This window comes from Palleronia salina, assembly GCF_900141995.1.
GTDB lineage: Bacteria > Pseudomonadota > Alphaproteobacteria > Rhodobacterales > Rhodobacteraceae > Palleronia > Palleronia salina.
In genome coordinates this window covers 530850-547007 of record NZ_FQZA01000001.1, presented here as the reverse complement: position 1 = coordinate 547007, position 16158 = coordinate 530850, and the positions used below count along the sequence as shown (strand labels likewise).

Annotated in this window: 21 protein-coding genes; 8 read left to right on the top strand and 13 right to left on the bottom strand. The window is 69.4% G+C overall.

The window, feature by feature from the left end; genetic code table 11:
* Window positions 1-67 precede the first annotated feature (67 nt).
* Both BUB76_RS02670 and BUB76_RS02665 read left to right on the top strand, forming a co-directional pair.
* Window positions 68-1279 carry an RSP_2647 family RNA methyltransferase gene (locus tag BUB76_RS02670; protein ID WP_073126363.1) on the top strand — a complete coding sequence of 404 codons (1212 nt, stop codon included), beginning with the start codon at window positions 68-70 and terminating at the stop codon, window positions 1277-1279.
* Complete coding sequence (locus tag BUB76_RS02665; protein ID WP_073126362.1) at window positions 1276-1827, top strand: RSP_2648 family PIN domain-containing protein; 552 nt, start codon at window positions 1276-1278, stop codon at window positions 1825-1827. Before BUB76_RS02670 ends, BUB76_RS02665 begins: the two co-directional genes overlap by 4 nt.
* A gap of 104 nt (window positions 1828-1931) precedes the next feature.
* Here BUB76_RS02665 and BUB76_RS02660 read toward each other — a convergent pair whose 3' ends face one another.
* Window positions 1932-2615: a M48 family metallopeptidase gene (locus BUB76_RS02660; protein ID WP_073126360.1), complete on the bottom strand. Its 684-nt coding sequence runs from the start codon at window positions 2613-2615 to the stop codon at window positions 1932-1934.
* A 150-nt stretch (window positions 2616-2765) separates the two neighbouring features.
* Window positions 2766-3194, bottom strand: coding sequence for an OsmC family protein (locus BUB76_RS02655; RefSeq protein WP_073126358.1), 429 nt, complete (start codon window positions 3192-3194; stop codon window positions 2766-2768).
* 188 nt (window positions 3195-3382) lie between these two features.
* On the opposite strand from BUB76_RS02655, the gene BUB76_RS02650 reads away from it, so the two are divergent.
* Complete coding sequence (locus BUB76_RS02650; protein WP_073126356.1) at window positions 3383-3859, top strand: MarR family winged helix-turn-helix transcriptional regulator; 477 nt, start codon at window positions 3383-3385, stop codon at window positions 3857-3859.
* Here the strand turns inward: BUB76_RS02650 and BUB76_RS02645 are convergent.
* A complete protein-coding gene (locus BUB76_RS02645; RefSeq protein ID WP_073126354.1) occupies window positions 3823-4035 on the bottom strand; it encodes a helix-turn-helix domain-containing protein in 213 nt (70 codons plus the stop codon). The genes BUB76_RS02650 and BUB76_RS02645 overlap by 37 nt on opposite strands.
* A complete protein-coding gene (locus BUB76_RS02640; protein ID WP_139250755.1) occupies window positions 4032-4574 on the bottom strand; it encodes a hypothetical protein in 543 nt (180 codons plus the stop codon). The genes BUB76_RS02645 and BUB76_RS02640 overlap by 4 nt, the downstream gene beginning before the upstream one ends.
* Before the next feature lie 67 nt (window positions 4575-4641).
* Here BUB76_RS02640 and BUB76_RS02635 point away from each other — a divergent pair, with 67 nt between their 5' ends.
* Entirely contained in the window at window positions 4642-5223 is a 582-nt protein-coding gene (locus BUB76_RS02635) for a hypothetical protein (RefSeq protein WP_073126350.1), read from the top strand.
* Between the two features lie 7 nt (window positions 5224-5230).
* Here BUB76_RS02635 and BUB76_RS02630 read toward each other — a convergent pair whose 3' ends face one another.
* The 7 genes from BUB76_RS02630 to BUB76_RS02605 form a co-directional block, all read right to left on the bottom strand.
* A complete protein-coding gene (locus BUB76_RS02630) occupies window positions 5231-5527 on the bottom strand; it encodes a chorismate mutase (protein WP_373280043.1) in 297 nt (98 codons plus the stop codon).
* Window positions 5524-6708 (bottom strand): vWA domain-containing protein, encoded by a 1185-nt coding sequence (locus BUB76_RS02625; protein ID WP_073126348.1) that lies wholly within the window; start codon window positions 6706-6708, stop codon window positions 5524-5526. The genes BUB76_RS02630 and BUB76_RS02625 overlap by 4 nt, the downstream gene beginning before the upstream one ends.
* Window positions 6709-6873, bottom strand: a complete 165-nt coding sequence (locus BUB76_RS17855; RefSeq protein WP_091843791.1) for a hypothetical protein — start codon at window positions 6871-6873, stop codon at window positions 6709-6711. It lies immediately after the preceding gene.
* Complete coding sequence (locus tag BUB76_RS02620; RefSeq protein WP_073126346.1) at window positions 6870-8246, bottom strand: DUF2927 domain-containing protein; 1377 nt, start codon at window positions 8244-8246, stop codon at window positions 6870-6872. The genes BUB76_RS17855 and BUB76_RS02620 overlap by 4 nt, the downstream gene beginning before the upstream one ends.
* Window positions 8243-8680 carry a GNAT family N-acetyltransferase gene (locus BUB76_RS02615; protein ID WP_073126344.1) on the bottom strand — a complete coding sequence of 146 codons (438 nt, stop codon included), beginning with the start codon at window positions 8678-8680 and terminating at the stop codon, window positions 8243-8245. Before BUB76_RS02615 ends, BUB76_RS02620 begins: the two co-directional genes overlap by 4 nt.
* The gene (locus BUB76_RS02610; protein WP_073126341.1) at window positions 8680-9579 is read right to left on the bottom strand and encodes an AEC family transporter; all 900 of its coding nucleotides are present in this window, start codon (window positions 9577-9579) and stop codon (window positions 8680-8682) included. The genes BUB76_RS02615 and BUB76_RS02610 overlap by 1 nt, the downstream gene beginning before the upstream one ends.
* A 76-nt stretch (window positions 9580-9655) precedes the next feature.
* The gene (locus BUB76_RS02605; RefSeq protein ID WP_073126339.1) at window positions 9656-10495 is read right to left on the bottom strand and encodes an AAA family ATPase; all 840 of its coding nucleotides are present in this window, start codon (window positions 10493-10495) and stop codon (window positions 9656-9658) included.
* Window positions 10496-10673: 178 nt separating this feature from the next.
* On the opposite strand from BUB76_RS02605, the gene dksA reads away from it, so the two are divergent.
* Together dksA and BUB76_RS02595 are read left to right on the top strand one after the other, a co-directional pair.
* Window positions 10674-11096 (top strand): RNA polymerase-binding protein DksA, encoded by a 423-nt coding sequence (dksA, locus tag BUB76_RS02600; protein ID WP_073126337.1) that lies wholly within the window; start codon window positions 10674-10676, stop codon window positions 11094-11096.
* 72 nt (window positions 11097-11168) lie between these two features.
* Window positions 11169-12302, top strand: coding sequence for an FAD-dependent monooxygenase (locus BUB76_RS02595; RefSeq protein ID WP_073126335.1), 1134 nt, complete (start codon window positions 11169-11171; stop codon window positions 12300-12302).
* On the opposite strand, the gene tpiA is transcribed toward BUB76_RS02595, so the two are convergent.
* Window positions 12299-13045, bottom strand: coding sequence for a triose-phosphate isomerase (gene tpiA, locus BUB76_RS02590; protein WP_073126332.1), 747 nt, complete (start codon window positions 13043-13045; stop codon window positions 12299-12301). The two genes, BUB76_RS02595 and tpiA, sit on opposite strands and share 4 nt — an antisense overlap.
* Before the next feature lie 108 nt (window positions 13046-13153).
* Between tpiA and BUB76_RS02585 the strand changes: the two genes are divergently transcribed.
* On the top strand, window positions 13154-14083 hold the full coding sequence (locus BUB76_RS02585; protein ID WP_073126544.1) for an isopenicillin N synthase family dioxygenase: 930 nt from the start codon (window positions 13154-13156) through the stop codon (window positions 14081-14083).
* A gap of 6 nt (window positions 14084-14089) precedes the next feature.
* Here BUB76_RS02585 and BUB76_RS02580 read toward each other — a convergent pair whose 3' ends face one another.
* A complete protein-coding gene (locus tag BUB76_RS02580) occupies window positions 14090-14827 on the bottom strand; it encodes a DsbA family protein (protein WP_073126542.1) in 738 nt (245 codons plus the stop codon).
* Between the two features lie 158 nt (window positions 14828-14985).
* On the opposite strand from BUB76_RS02580, the gene BUB76_RS02575 reads away from it, so the two are divergent.
* Window positions 14986-16125, top strand: coding sequence for a pyridoxal phosphate-dependent aminotransferase (locus BUB76_RS02575; protein WP_073126330.1), 1140 nt, complete (start codon window positions 14986-14988; stop codon window positions 16123-16125).
* The last annotated feature ends 33 nt before the right edge of the window (window positions 16126-16158 follow it).

Here is a 16158-nt window from a genome sequence, read left to right as displayed (position 1 = left end):
GCTCAACAGCATTCCAGATAGCGCTATCATGGAATGCGCCCGCTTTCCAAGCCCCGGCCCATCGCCTATGGCCGATGCCATGAACAGCGCCATCGATCCGCCCATCATCCGCCTGCGCCCCAAGGCCAACGCCCGCGCGATCCGCCATGGCTTTCCGTGGGTTTACGCCAACGAGCTGGTCGTCGACCGCCGCACCGGCAAGCTGCCGGCCTGGACCATCGCCCGTCTGCAGGATGCCGACCGCGCCGACCTGGGGCTCGTGGCGCTCAGCCCCGGCTCGCAGATCATCGCCCGGATGCTCGACCGTGATGCGGATGCCCGGATCGACGGCGACTGGCTGGCGGGCAAGGTGCGCCGCGCGCTCGCCCATCGCGACCGGCTCTACGACGCGCCCTTCTACCGCCTGATCCACGCCGAGGCGGACGGCCTGCCGGGCGTGGTGGTCGACCGCTTCGGCGACACGCTGGTGGTGCAGCCCAACGCCGCCTGGGCCGAGGCGTTGCTGGATCCGCTGACCGAGGCGCTGCGTGCCACCACCGGCGCGACCTGCATCGTGAAGAACGCCGCCAGCCGGGGCCGCGCGCGCGAGGGGTTGGACGATGTGACGAAGGTGATCCTGGGCGAGGCGCCCCGGGCGCCGATCCCCGTGCCCATGAACGGGGCGACCTACATGGCCGACATCATGGGCGGCCAGAAGACCGGGCTGTTCTTCGACCAGCGCGACAATCACCGCTTCGCCGCCGGTCTGGCCCGGGGCGGCCGGGTGCTGGACGTGTTCAGCCACGTGGGCGGCTTTGGGTTGGCCTGCCTCGCCGCGGGCGCCGAAAGCGCTTTGGCCGTCGACGGCTCGGCCCCGGCGCTGGAGCTTGCCGCGGCGGGCGCGGCGGCCTCGGGCCACGGCGACCGCTTCGCCACGCGCCAGGGCGACGCCTTCGCGACGCTCGAAGCGCTGGCCGAGGAGGGGGCGCAGTTCGACACTGTCATCTGCGACCCGCCCGCCTTCGCGCCGTCGAAATCCGCGCGCGAGGCGGGGTTGCGCGCCTACGAACGGGTGGCGCGCCTGGCCGCGCCGCTGGTGGCGCCGGGGGGCTACCTGGGGCTGTGCTCGTGCTCGCACGCCGCGGACCTTGCCGCGTTCCGCGGCGCCAGCGTGCGCGGCATCGGGCGGGCCGGTCGGGCGGCGCAGCTGATCCACACGGGCTTTGCCGGGCCGGATCACCCGCAGCTGCCGCAGCTGGCCGAGACGGGCTATCTCAAGGCCCTGTTCTTCCGGCTGTGAGGGTCTGTCTCGACGCCTGCGTGCTGTTTCCCACCGTCCTGCGGGAATGCCTGACGGGCTGGTCGGCGGCGGGGCTGTTCACGCCGATTTGGTCGGATCGCATTCTCGAGGAATGGGCCCGCGCCACGGTCAAGCTCGGCCCGGGGGCCGAGGACGTGGCCCGCGGCGAGATCGCGATGTTGCGCCAGGCCTTCCCGCGCGCCGGGGTCAGCCCCCGCGCGGGCGACATGGCGCGGCTGCACCTGCCGGACCCGAACGATATCCACGTTCTGGCCGCCGCCATCGCCGGGTCCGCCGACCTGATCTGTACCTTCAACGCGCAGGATTTCCCGCGCGCCGCGCTGGCCGAAGAGGGGATCGAGCGTGTGGATCCCGACCAGCTCGCCCGGCGCCTGCACGACCGGGATCCCGACACGGTCGCCGGGGTGGTCGGCCGCGTCCACGCGACCGCCGAGCGCTTGTCGGGCGAGACGCTGGACCTGCGCGCCCTGATGAAGCGCGCGCGGCTGCCCCGGCTGGGCAAGCGGCTGGCGCCCCCCGCATCCTAGGCCCCTACGCGCGCCGATCGGGCCGCGCGAGGACAGGCTGCATCACTGGTCGAAAAATACTCCTTGCCGACCGGTGCCGCCGCCGCCACGCCGGCCTGGCGCGGTCAGACCCGCAACCACTTCGCCTCGTTGGCCTCGATGGCGGCGACGCGGTCGGCCGTCTTCGGGTGACTCATCAGCCAGGCGGGCGCGCGGCCGGTGGACCCGGTCAAGGCGTCGAGCTTCGCGAACAGCGATTTCTGCCCCGCGGTGCCGATTCCGGACTTGATCAGAAGGGCCGAGGCATAGGCGTCGGCCTCGTATTCATCGCTGCGCGACAGGCCCGCGGCCAGAAGCGAGGCCAGGGCATTGGCGATCATCACCCCGATCCCGGGGATGAACCGCCCCAGGATCATGGCCAGCGCGGTGCGCAGCGCGTTCTGGCCCGAGAAGTCGATCATGCGCCGCCGCGAATGGCCCAGGGCCACGTGGCCCAGCTCGTGCGCGATCACCGACGCCATTTCCTCACCCGTGACCTCGCCGGCGCGGTACTTGTCGTAGAAGCCCCGGGTGATGAAGATGCGTCCGTCGGGCGCGGCAAGCCCGTTCACCGGGTCGATCTCGTAGATATGCACCTTGATCCGCTCGAGATCGAGCGCCTGCGCCATCCGGTCCGTCAGCTTGCGCAGGGCCGGATCGGCCAGCTCGGTCGATTTTGAATCCAGCTCCTTCGACGTGCGCCAGACCGAGAAGCGGTACATCGCCAGCGCGTAGAGGATGGCCAGCAGGATCGGGGTGAATTTCAACATGTATCGAAGATGGGGCGTGGTGCGCCCGCTTGCAATCGTCCGGACGGGCCCGCGCGGCGCTTGGCCGCGTGGCGCCGCACCGGAAACGACGAACGCCGGCCCATTCCGGGGCCGGCGCCTGCGTACTCCAGTTACTCGTCAAGTACCTTGTCAGGACATCTTGGCGTCCATCGTGATATCGGCACCGGCCAGCACCTTGGACACCGGGCAGCCTTCCTTGGCGGCGATGGTCGCGGTGTCGAACTGTTCCTGCGTGGCGCCCGGAACGCTGGCCGTCACGTCCAGGTGGATCTTGGTGATGGCGAAGCCGCCATCGACCTCTTCCAGGCTGACGGTGGCCTTGGTGTCGATGTTGTCGGCCGTCAGGTCGTGCTGGCCCAGGATCATCGACAGCGCCATGGAATAGCACGCGGCATGGGCGGCGCCGATCAGCTCTTCGGGGTTGGTGTTCGTCCCGCCTTCGAAGCGCGAGTTGAAGCCGTAGTTCTGGGCGTCCAGCACCTTGGTCTGGGTCGAGACCGTGCCGTTCCCGTCCTTCAGACCACCTTTCCAGTTCGCGGATCCGTGCTTCTTGATCATGTATCCTCCTTCGTCCGGTCGACCGGACGGCGTGTGTGTCGAGTCCCGAAACGCAAGAACGCGGTGTTCGTTCCTGCCGCTACGGGCGCCACCCGCATCTATCGCGGGCGATCTTGTCGTGGACGATGTAATTCCGCGGGCGGCGTGTCAAGCTTGCGACAAGATCGTGTGCGATCTAATGGTGCAGGATGAACGTGAACCTGCCCGACCCCTGCCTCACGCCCGAGGACATGCTGTGCTTCGACGTGCACGCGCTGAACCAGGCGTTCGGCCGGGTCTACAAGCCGCTTCTGGCGCCGCTGGGCCTGACCTACCCGCAATACGTGGTGATGTCGGTCCTGTGGGACGCCGCGCCGCTGGCCGTGGGCGGGATCGGCCGGCGCACGGGGATGGAGACGTCGACCCTGACCCCGCTGCTGAAGCGTCTCGAAGCGCAGGACCTCGTGACCCGCACCCGCGCGCGCGAGGATGAGCGCCGGGTCGAGATCGCGCTGACCGAGGCCGGGCAGGCCATGGCCGCGCGCACCGCCCACGTGCCGGAATGCGTGGGCCGCGCGACGGGCATGACCGAGGCCGAGATCGCCGGGCTGCGCGCCACGCTCGGCCGACTGCGCCGCGCGCTCGACGCTCAGTCCGGCGCGAATTCCAGCAGATCGGCGGGCTGACACTCCAACTCCGCGCAGATGCGCGCCAGCGTCTCGAACCGCACGCCGCGCACCTTGCCGGATTTCAGCAGCGACAGGTTCTGTTCGGATATCCCGATCCGCGACGACAATTCGCGTGACGTCATCTTGCGCCGCGCAAGCATCACGTCCAGCCGGACGATGATCTGTCCACTCATACGATTTCGCGCTGATCTTCCCAGAGGTCCGCCATCATCCTAAGCACCACGGCGAGAAAGGCCACCACCACAGTGGCGATCAGGCCCACCGCGTGCGCCGGGCTGATCCCGATGGCGATCATGCGCGACCCCGGTTCGGCCCCGAGCGTGGCCAGCAGCGACAGCGGCACTTGGCCCACGATGAAAAGACCCAGGGCCACCGACACCCAGAAGGTGGCCCGCGCCGCCGCCCGGGCGGGGGCCTGCGGGTCCTGCACCGTCCATCCGGCCGCGTCGAACAGGCAGGCCAGCGTCCCGAGCGCCGCCAGCCATGCCGCCAGGATCGCGGCCGTCACGATGACGATGCCCGCGCTCGCCATTCCCGAGATCGGATGCGCGGGATAGCCGAAGAACCGGGCCAGCCAAGCGCCGGTATAGGCGGGCTCGAGCATGGCCGAGATCACCATGAGGGCAAGAACGGCACCGAGCCCGAGAAAGAGGGCTTGCAACACCACGCGGCACAGGCGGGCACGGCGGAACAGGGAGGTCGGGTCTTCCATCTTGGGCTCCACGAGTTTATTGTTTTACGATAAATGATTCATGTTTTGATAAGGAGCCTTCAACGCCATGTCCATCCCCTTTGCTCTCGCGCGCCCCATGGCGGTCCTGTGCCTGCTGGTGCTGGCGGGCTGCGGCGACGTCACGCCGCGCGGCCTTCTCGCGGCGGCCCGGCTCGACCCGTTGGGCACCGACCCCGGGGCGATCGCCGCCGCGCTGGAGGTGCCCGAGATGCTGCGCCTGCGCTCGGGCGACGCGGTCCTTCGGCTGACCTTCCGCGATGACGACGACGCGCTGCGGATCGACGAGGCGGTGGAACTCGGCGTGGAGGAGGGGGCGCGTGGCCTGGCGCCCGCAGAGGGGACGCGGCTCTTCACGGCGACGATCGCCCCCGGGGACCGTGCCCGGTTTGCCGATGCGCAGGCGGCGATCCGGCGCCTGCGGGCCGAGGGCACGCGCGGCGCGGGCAGCCTGTCGGTCCGGGTCACGGGTGGGTGCCTGCAAGCGCCGCTCGCGGCGGGCCTTCCGGTCCGCACCTTCCTGTCGGTCGACGGTGGGGCCTTCGTTCCGCTGACCCGCCGTGCGAACCTGTTCGACCGGCTGAGCGCGGACGAAGCCCGCGTCTTGCGGGACCGGCTCGCGCCCTGCTGAAACGCGGTCAGTCGATCTCGCGCCGTTCGCGGGCGATGGACCATTCGATCAGTTCGGACCACAGGCGTTCCGCCAGATCGGGGTCCAGGTCGCGCGCTTGGGCCAGCGCGCGCACGTTCGCCACGACCTCGGCCACCCGGTCCTCGGCCCGGGCCCTGATGCCTTCGCCGGGCTTCAGGGCGATGGCGCGGTCGATATAGGTCGCCCGCTCGGCCAGCAGCGCGATCAGCTCGGCGTCCAGCGCGTCGATCTGGGTGCGCAACTCGGCCATGGTCGCGCAGTCATCGGCGGGGGTGCGGGTCACGTCAGCGCCTTCATTCCCTGGCTCAGGCCTTGCAGAGTCATGGGCACCATCCGCTCGGACCCGAAGATCTGCCGGATCATCTGGATCGACTGGGTATAGCCCCAGTATTTCTCGGGCGTCGGGTTGATCCAGAGATGGGCGGGCCACTGGTCGCGGGCGCGGGTCAGCCAGGTCTCGCCCGACTCGGCGTTCCAGTGCTCGTTCGCGCCGCCGGGATAGGCGACTTCGTAGGGGCTCATCGACGCGTCCCCCACGAAGATGCAGCGCCATTCCGGGCCATAGCGGTGCAGGATGTCCCAGGTGGGGGTCTGCTCGGTCCAGCGGCGGCGGTTGTCGCGCCAGACACCCTCGTAAAGGCAGTTGTGGAAATAGAACTGCTCGAGATGCCGGAACTCGGACTTGGCGGCCGAGAACAGGTCCGACACCGCGTGCACGTGGTCGTCCATGGACCCGCCCACGTCCAGGAACAGCAGCACGCGCACGGCGTTGCGCCGCTCGGGCCGTGTCTTGACGTCGAGGTATCCCTGCGACGCGGTCGAACGGATGGTGCCGGGCAGGTCGAGCTCTTCCGCCGCGCCCTCGCGCGCCCAGCGGCGCAGGCGCTTCAGGGCGACCTTGATGTTGCGGGTGCCGAGTTCGCGGTCGTCGTCGAGATTGCGAAACTCGCGCTTGTCCCAGACCTTCACGGCGCGGCGATGGCGGCTTTCGTGCTGGCCGATACGCACGCCCTCGGGATTGTAGCCGTAGGCGCCGAAGGGCGAGGTGCCGGCGGTGCCGATCCACTTGTTGCCGCCCTGGTGCCGGCCTTCCTGTTCCTTCAGCCGCTCGCGCAGGGTCTCCATCAGCTTGTCGAAGCCGCCCAACGCCTCGATCTCGGCGCGCTCCTCGGGGCTCAGGTGCTTCTCGGCCATCTTGCGCAGCCAGTCGCCGGGCAATTCCATCGCCTCGACCACCGCTTCGGGCGGGATGGACTCGATCCCCTTGAAGGCGGCGGCGAAGGCCTGGTCGAAGCGGTCCAGGTGGGCTTCGTTCTTCAACAGCGCGGTGCGCGCCAGGTAATAGAACCCGTCCACGTCGTAGGTGACGATGCCGGTCTTCAGAACCCCGAGGAAATCCAGGAATTCCCGCAGGCTGACCGGCACCTTGTGGCTGCGCAGCTGCTGGAAGAACGGCAGGAACATCTAGATCGACTTCTCCAGGATGATGGTCAGGATCAGTCCCAGAAGGGCGCCGGCGATGGCGGCGGCGGCGGCGTATTGCGCCATGTCCTTGCGGTTGCCGCCGCGACGGCGGGCCGTGGTGATGCCCCAGGCGATGCCGATGAGAACTCCGGCCAAAACGATCATGCGGGTGGTCCCTCGCGGTTGCGTGGCGATATGGCGACGATCTCGGCCAGGCGCTGGCGCACCTCGTCGTCCGAGCCGAACCCGTATCGCGCCCAGCCCAGACCCTCAAGCCGGAGGCGGGCCGCCTCGGCGTCGCGGTCCAGAAGCTCCAGCGCCTCGGCCTTGACGAGCAGCAGGGTGGCCAGCAGCGCCGCGTTCTCGGCGGCCATCACGGCGTCGGTGTTGGCGTCCACGATGCGCAGGGCCTGTTCGGCCTGGCCGGCCGACAGGGCGAAGGCGGCCAGTTGCATGGCGATATGGGCCTCGTGCACCTGGGTCGACGGGTCGGCGGCATAGATGCTGGCCGCTTGCAGGAAGCTGCCCAGGGCGAGTTCCGGCTCGGCCCCCAGCGACAGGCGCCCGAGCGCGAAAAGCGAGAAGGCAAGGCGGTTGTCGTTCCACCCGCTGGCCCGCGCGATGGCCACCGCGCGCTTGGCCGCCGCGCGCCGCGCGTCGAGCCCCGCCCGCGGCCCCAGCGCGCGTTCGACCTGGTCGATCCAGGCGCGGCTGGTTGCGGTCCGCCCCCGGCTGCCCCGGCCTTCGCCGGCCGGGTTCAGCCGGGCCAGGATGCCGGGCAGCCGTGCCGCCACCTGCGCGCGGGTCATGCCGTTGGACAGCTCGGGCGCGTAGTAGACCCGCAGGATCAGCATGTCGAAGCCGGTCAGCACGGTGTGGAAGTTGTCGTCGTTGAAGACCGAATCGGTCAGACGATAAAGGTCGTTCAGCGGACCCAGCGCCTGGGCCAGTTCCTCGTGCAGGCAATCGCGCAGCTCCTGCGGGGGCACGTCGCGGGGGATGAAGATCGCCAGCGTCTGCCGCTCGGTCAGGGTGGTCCAGTCGGTGACGCCGCCGCGGCGATTGGCGCGGAATTCGTCCCAGCTGGACACGCGGGGCACCACGAAGCAGGCCGCCTCGGGGACGGCGCGACGCAGCTGGGTGCGCGGGATCGTCTGGATGGTGACGTTGGCGCGCTGTGCGGCGGGCACGCGGCGGATGGTGATCTGCGCCTCGTCCCGCAGCCGCCCGAGCAGGCGCTCCAGGTCCCGGTCCAGCGACGGGGTGTTGCCCAGCACCCGCAGGCTCACCGGTTCGCTGAAGCGGGTGAAGACGGGCAGGGTGCGGCCCGACTCCAGCTGGAAGCTCAGGTCAAGGAAATCCTGCGCGATGTCGCGGTTGGACCGGGTGGGCCGGGTCACGCGCGGCCGCGCGAAGACCTTCATCGGCGGCAGCGCCACGCGCGTGGCTTCCGGCGCGCTGGCGGGGCGCGTGTCGACGGCGGCGCAGGCGGTCAGCCCGAGCGACAGCGTCAATGCGAGGAGGGAGCGGATGATCATGCCCTTTGATACTTGATGAAGGGCGTGCATTTGCCAATGCGGTCATAGAGCCGGCGGGCCACGTCGTTGTGCTCCTGCGTCATCCAGTACACATCGGGGCAGCCGTGGGCATCGGCGCGGGCATAGACGGCCTCGATCAGCGCGCGGCCCGCACCGGTGCCGCGCAGGTCGGGACTGACGAACAGGTCCTGCAGGTAACAGACGCGGGTCAGCTTCCAGCCGTGGACGTGGAAGTGGTAGTGAACGAGCCCGCGCGGCGCGCCGTCGACCTCGAGCAGCAGGCCCCGCATGGTGGTGTCGTCGTCGGACATCAGCCGCGCCCACTGCGCCTCGAAGATCTCGGGCGGCAGGGTGGTCTCGTAGAAGGCAAGATAGTCGCGCCAGAGCGCGTCCCATGCGGGGCGGTCTTCGGGGGTCGGGGGGCGGATATGCATCAGGCGAGCCAGGCGAGCGAGAACAGGGACAGGACCGAGGTCCAGACGATCACCGGAGCGATGGTGTCGGTGCGCACGCCGTAAAGCAAGGCCAGCGCGAAGGGCATGGCGCCCGACGGCCCGGCGGCGGTCAGCACCATCTGCGCCGACCAGTCCGACCCGGGCGCCAGCAGCGCCGCCAGCCCGAAGACCAGCGCCGGGAACCCCAGCAGCTTCAGCCCCGCGATGCCGGCGATGGCGGGGGTCGGCGCCAACGCGGTGCCTGACAAGATGACCCCCAGGGCGAACAGGGTCATGGGCGCGGCGGCGGGACCGGCGAAAGCCAGCGCGTTCAGCACCGGCTGGGGAAGGGGCACGCCGCCCACATTGACCAGTGCGCCCACGGCGATGGCCAACAGTACCGGGTTCAGCGCGATTCGGCCCAGGGTCGCCTTCCAGGCCTTGCCGCCCGCCATGACCTCCATGGAGAGGATGAAAAAGGAGAAGAAGATCGCCGTGTCGAGCAGCACCACCGCGGTGACCGGCAGAACGCCGTCCGCGCCGTAGATCAGCACCGTTATGGGCCAGACATAGAGCAGCGAGTTGACGAACATCGTCGCCATGCCCAGCAGCCAGGCCTCGCGCAGGTCGCGGCCGAAGACGCGGCGCGCGATGGTGAAGGCCAGCACGAACATCAGCACCTCGCCCAGCGCGTAGGCGGCGAGCGGGCGGGGCGCCACGCCGCTCAGGTCGGCGCCGGCCATGAGCGGGAAGATCAGCGCGGGCTGCAGGACCAGGAAGGACACGCGGTTGACCGCCCGCGCCTCGACCGTGCCCACCACGCCGCCGCGCCCCATGGCGAAGCCCAGCGCCAGCATGGCGAAGACCGGCAGGATGTCGTGGGTAAGGATATGGATCATCGACGGGACCAGCGGGGGCCAGCCCCCGCACCCCCGAGGTATTTCCCGAAAGATGAAGAGGCCGCGTCGGGCGGGATCATCCCTGTCGGCGGGCCATGAAGGCCAGGCGTTCGAACAGGTGGACGTCCTGCTCGTTCTTCAGGAGCGCGCCATGCAGGCGCGGCAGGGCCGCGGCGCCGTCGCGCTTCAGGTCCTCGGCGCTCAGGTCCTCGGCCAGCAGCAGCTTCAGCCAGTCGAGCACCTCGGAGGTCGAGGGCTTCTTCTTGAGGCCCTGCTGTTCGCGCAGCTCGTAGAACTGCGTCAGCGCGGCCGTCAGCAGCTGCGACTTGATGCCTGGGTGATGCACCTCGACGATCTTCTTCATCGTCTCCATGTCCGGGAAGCGGATGTAGTGGAAGAAGCAGCGGCGCAGGAAGGCGTCGGGCAGCTCCTTCTCGTTGTTGGAGGTGATGATGACGATGGGGCGCTGGCGCGCCCGCACCGTCTCACCGGTCTCGTAGACGTGGAACTCCATCCGGTCGAGTTCCTGCAGCAGGTCGTTGGGAAACTCGATATCGGCCTTGTCGATCTCGTCGATCAGCAGCACGCAGCGGTCGTCACGCTCGAACGCTTCCCACAGCTTGCCGCGGCGGATGTAGTTGCGCACGTCGTGCACGCGCGCGTCGCCGAGCTGGCTGTCGCGCAACCGGCTGACGGCGTCGTATTCGTAAAGGCCCTGCTGGGCGCGGGTGGTGGATTTGACGTGCCACTCGATCATGGGCAGGCCCAGCCCCGCGCTCACCTGTCGCGCGAGTTCGGTCTTGCCGGTACCCGGCTCGCCCTTTACCAGAAGCGGGCGTTCCAGGGTGATGGCAGCGTTCACGGCCAGCGTCAGGTCTTCGGTGGCGACGTAGCCGTCGGTCGATTCAAATTTCATCGCTGATGCGTCCCGGATGCCAGAATTTCGCGGACCATAGGTGTGGCAGAAAGAAGCCGCAACCGATGCAACATGAAGCGTGACAAGCATTTGTCCATGGGATAAGTCCCGCCGCAGGAGTAGCCAACGATAAGCGGTGCGGTGGTGGTCATCCCGCACCCGGTAGGGGAGAACGGGGATGAAATTGGATACCATTATTGCGGACGAGTACACGCCGAGTGACGACGAGCCGTTCATGAACGCACGGCAGACGGAGTATTTCCGTCGCAAGCTCATCGCGTGGCGCAACGATCTTCTGGACGAGAGCCGCAGCACCATCAACGGGCTTCAGGACGGCACCCGCAACATTCCCGACGTGGCCGACCGCGCCTCCGAGGAAACCGACCGCGCGCTGGAGCTGCGCACCCGCGATCGCCAGCGCAAGCTGGTCGCCAAGATCGACGCCGCGCTGCGCCGCATCGAAGAGGGCGAGTACGGCTATTGCGAGGTCACGGGCGAGCCCATCTCGCTCAAGCGGCTGGATGCGCGCCCCATCGCCACCCTCAGCCTCGAGGCACAGGAGCGGCACGAGCGGCGCGAGAAGGTGCATCGCGACGACTGAGGACGCGCCCATCGCGGGCCGATTGATGAACCGGGGCCCTCACGCCCCGGTTTTTCTTTGGAAAGGATCTCCATGGGCGAAGCGATCACCATCGTGGGCGGCGGGATCGGCGGGTTGACCGCCGCGATCGCGCTGGCCCGTCGCGGTTTTGCGCCGACGGTGATCGAGCGCGCGCCGCGGATCGCCGAGGTCGGCGCCGGCGTTCAGGTCAGCCCGAACGGCTTTGCCGTGCTGCGGGCGCTGGGCCTTGGCGACGCGCTGGGTGCCGTGTCCGTGCCGAGCGAGGCCGTGGCGCTGATCGACGGTCCCAGCGGGCGGCCCATCGCGCGCATGGACCTTGCGGGGCGCGACTATCACATGGTGCACCGGGCTGCGCTGATCGACCTGCTGGCGGGCGCCGCGCGGGAGGCCGGTGCGACCTTGCGGCTGGGCGACCGCGTCACCGGGGCCGAGGACGGGGCCGGGTGCCGGTTATCGTTCGGCGACCGCAGCGAGCAGCACCCGTTCGTGGTCGGCGCGGATGGCCTGAATTCCGTCCTTCGCGGCGCGCTGAACGGGGCGGACTCGCCGTTCTTCACCGGGCAGGTGGCATGGCGGGCCATCGTCCCGGCCGAGGCGCCGCCGCGCGCAACGGTCTTCCTGGGGCCGGGCCGGCACCTCGTGGCCTATCCGCTGGGCCAGGGCCGGCTGAACCTCGTCGCGGTGGAGGAGCGGTCCGACTGGGCCGAGGAAGGCTGGCACATCGCCGGAGACCCCGACGCGCTGCGTCGTGCCTTCGCCGGGTTCGGCGGGGCGGTGCCGGACTGGCTGGCGCGGGTCGAGACCTGCCACCTGTGGGGGCTTTTCCGTCACCCCGTGGCGCCGCGCTGGCACGGGCGGTCCATGGCGCTGCTGGGCGACGCGGCGCACCCGACGCTGCCGTTCCTGGCGCAGGGCGCGAACCTCGCGCTGGAGGACGCGTGGTGCCTGGCGCGGGCGCTGGACGCGCCGGACCGCGCGGCGGCGTTGGCGGCCTACCAGGCGCAGCGCGAGCCGCGGGTGACGCGCGCCATCGCCGCGGCCAACGCGAACGCCCGGAACTACCACCTGCGCGGTCCCGCGCGACTGGCCGCCCACGCGGCGCTGCGGGTCGCGGGGCGCGTCCCGGGTATGCTGCTGGGCCGGTTCGACTGGCTCTACGGCCACGACGTGACCGCCGGGGCCTAGCCCTCCAGCGCCGCGATGATCCCGCCGAAATCGTCGGCCTTCAGCGACGCGCCGCCCACCAGGGCGCCGTCGACCTTGTCCACCGCGAAGATCTCGGCCGCGTTCGAGGGCTTCACCGATCCGCCATAGAGCAGGGCGATCGCGTCGCCCGCATCTCCGAACCGCTCTTTCAGGCGGGCGTTCATGTGCGCGTGGACCTCGGCGATCTGCTCGGTCGTCGGGACCTTGCCGGTGCCGATGGCCCAGACGGGCTCGTAGGCGATAACGACGGTGTCGCCCGTGGCGCCATCGGGCACCGATCCGGCCAGCTGGGTGTCGATCACGTCCAGCGTCCGGCCCCCCTCGCGCTCGTCCAGCGTCTCGCCCACGCAGACGATGGCGACCAGGCCCGCGCCGATCGCGGCCTCGGTCTTGGCGCGCACGTCCGCGTCGGATTCGCCGTGGTCGGCGCGGCGCTCGGAATGGCCGGTGATCACGTGGCTCGCGCCCGCGTCGCGCAGCATGCCGGCCGAGATGTCGCCGGTATGCGCGCCCTTCTCGGCGGCGTGGCAATCCTGCCCGCCGACGGCGATCTTGCCGCCCGCGCGTGCGACCATGGGCGCGATCAGCGTGGCGGGCGGGCAGATCAGCACCTCGCAGCCCGCGTCGCCATGGGCGGCGACCAGCGCGTCGATCTGCGACAGCTCGGCGGTGGTGCCGTTCATCTTCCAGTTGCCGGCGGCAAGCTTGCGGCGATCGGCCATGGGGGATCCTTCCTGCTGTGGTTCCTGTCCGTTGCGCGAAAAGCTAGCGTGTTTGCGTGCGGGTCAAAAGACCACCATATGCAGGGCGTCGCCCCGAAGGAGTTCCGCATGATCCCCCGTATCGACGCCGCCCGCCTCGCCGACCCGGACGACCCGTCCCATGCCGCGCTGCTGCAGGACATGGCGCACGCCGCGACCGAGACGGGGTTCCTGACGGTCCACAACACGGCGCTGTCGGGGGAGGACGTGCGCGCGGTGATCGAGGCCTATCGCGCCTTCTTTCACCTGCCGGCCACCCGCAAGGCGCGGATCGACATGGCGGCGACGGGATCGAACCGGGGCTGGGGCGCGCCGGGGGCCGAGCGCGTCGATCCGAACGCCAATGCCGACTACAAGCAGGTGTTCGACATGGGGTTCGAGCTTGCGGCGGATGACCCGCTGGCGCGGCACGGGCTGAAATATTACGCGCCGAACCACTGGCCAGAGGGGCTGACGGGGTTTCGCGAAACGCTGGAGGCGTATTACGCGCAGTCCATGGGCGTGGCGCTGGATCTGTTGCGCGGGCTGGCGCGCAGCCTGCGCGCACCGCACGATTTCTTCGACGACAAGTTCGACCGGCCCATGGCGCTGTTGCGCGGGAATTTCTACCCCGAGCGGCCCGCCTGGGCGACCGAAAAGGATTTCGGGATCGGCACCCACACCGATTACGGCTGCCTGACCCTGCTGGCCACCGACGGCACGCCGGGGCTGGAGGTGCGCAAGCGGGGCGGTGGCTGGATCCCGCTACAGGCGCCGCCGGGCGAGTTCATCGTCAATTTCGGCGAGATGCTGGAGATGTGGACCGGCGGCCGCGTCCGCGCGACGCCGCACCGGGTGGTGGGCACCGCGGCCGAACGGATCTCGGTCCCGCTGTTCTTCAACCCGAATTACGACACCAACGTCGCGCCCATGGGCTCCGGCAAAACGGTGCTGGCGGGCGATCATCTGTCCCGCCGCTACGACGAGACGTATCTGCATCTGGCGAACGGAACGGGGTAGGGCGGTTCAGCCCTCGTCCCGCTCTTCGGCCACGATCTGGCGCATGGCTTCCAGGGGCACGTAACCGCGCACCATCTGGTCGCCGAAGACGAAGCTGGGCGTGCCCGAGATGCCCATGGTCTGCGCCAAGGCATAATTCTCGGCGATCTTGGCGTCGATCTCGGGCGTGCCCATGGCGCCCATGATGGCGGAACCGTCCAGCTCCAGCTCATCGGCCAGAGCGCCCAGGCTGTCGGCGGTAATGTCGCCGCGCATTGTCATCAGGGCATCGCTGACCTCGCCATAGGCCTCGCTGCCCGCGACCTCGAGCGTGGCCATGGCAAAGCGCGAGGCGAGGACCGACTGCTCGCCCAGGATCGGGAATTCCTTCACGACCAGGCGGATGTTGCCGTCGCTTTGCAGAAGCTCCGCCACCTCGGGATGGGCACGCTTGCAGTAGCCGCAGCGGTAATCGAGAAACTCGACCACGGTCACGTCGCCCTCGGGATTGCCGCCGACCCAGTCGCCTTCGGCCCGGAACAGCGCATCGGCATTGTCGGCCACCAGCTGGTTGTCCTGCGCGGCCTGCGCCTCGGACTCCTGCGCCTCGAGCGCGGCGACCGCCTCCATGATGACCTGCGGGTTCTCCATCAGGTAGGCGCGGACCCGCTCGCCGAACTCGGCATCGCTCATCTGCTGGGCCAGCGCGCCCTGGCCCATTGCCAACGCGGGGGCGAGGACGGCGGCGAGAGTGAGGGTCTTCATGGCATGGCTCCGGCGCTTGAAATTGTCGCGCGCATACTCGCAGATCGGGCCGCCGGCGCAACCGGCCATGACCCCAATGTGAAAGGCCCGCGCGGCTTGACGCCACCTTGGCTTCGCGCCAGTCAGGCGGCGGAAATCCGAAGACGGGAGAAGCTTTCATGCGGGTGTCGAAACGCGGCGCGGTCGATCCATTCCTGGTCATGGACGTGATGGAGCGGGCCCGCGCACGCGAAGAGGCCGGCCACCGCGTCATCCACATGGAGGTAGGCCAGCCCGGCACCCCCGCGCCCGAAGGTGCCCGTGCGGCCCTAAGTGCCGCGATGGCGGCCGGGCCGCTGGGCTATACCGTCGGCCTGGGCCTGCCCGCGCTGCGCCAGCGGATCGCGCGCCACTATGGCGAGACCTACGATGTCGATCTCGACCCGGGCCGCGTGGTGGTGACGGCGGGCGCGTCGGGCGCGTTCATCCTGTCCTTCACCGCGTTGTTCGAGGCGGGCGACAAGGTGGCGCTGGGGCTGCCGGGATACCCGTCCTACCGCCAGATCCTGCGCGCGCTGAGCCTTGATCCGCTGGGAATCGAGACGCGGATGGAAGACCGGTTCCAGCCGGTGCCGGACCAGATCCCCGCGGAGGCCCAGGGATTGATCGTGGCGAGCCCCGGCAATCCCACGGGCACCATGCTGGACCGTGCGGCGCTGGGCGCGCTGTCGGACGCCTGCGCCGCGCGCGATGTCGCCTTCATCTCGGACGAGATCTATCACGGGATCGATTACGACATGCGCCCGGTCTCGGCGCTGGAGCTCACCGACGACGTGCACGTGGTCAATTCGTTTTCCAAGTATTTCTCGATGACGGGCTGGCGCGTGGGCTGGATGGTGGTCCCCGAGGATCACGTGCGGATCATCGAGCGGCTGGCGCAGAACCTGTTCATCTGCGCGCCCCACGCCAGCCAGGTGGCCGCGCTGGCCACCTTCGACTGCCGGGACGAGCTGGATCGCAACCTATCCGTGTATGCGGCCAACCGGAAGCTGATGGTCGACGGCCTGCGCGCGGCGGGTTTCACCGCCTTCGCACCGCCCGACGGCGCCTTCTACATCTATGCCGACGTGTCCGACCTGACCGACGACGCTCTGGCGCTGTCGGCCGAGATCCTCGACAAGGCCGGGGTCGCGGTGACGCCGGGTCTGGATTTCGACCCCGGGCGCGGGGGGCGAATGCTGCGGTTCTCCTACGCCGGGTCGACCGAGGACATCACCGAGGGGCTGTCGCGGCTGAAGGCGTGGCGGCACAATCGATAGGCGATTTCGTCTTTCCCCGACCCCGGTCTTCGC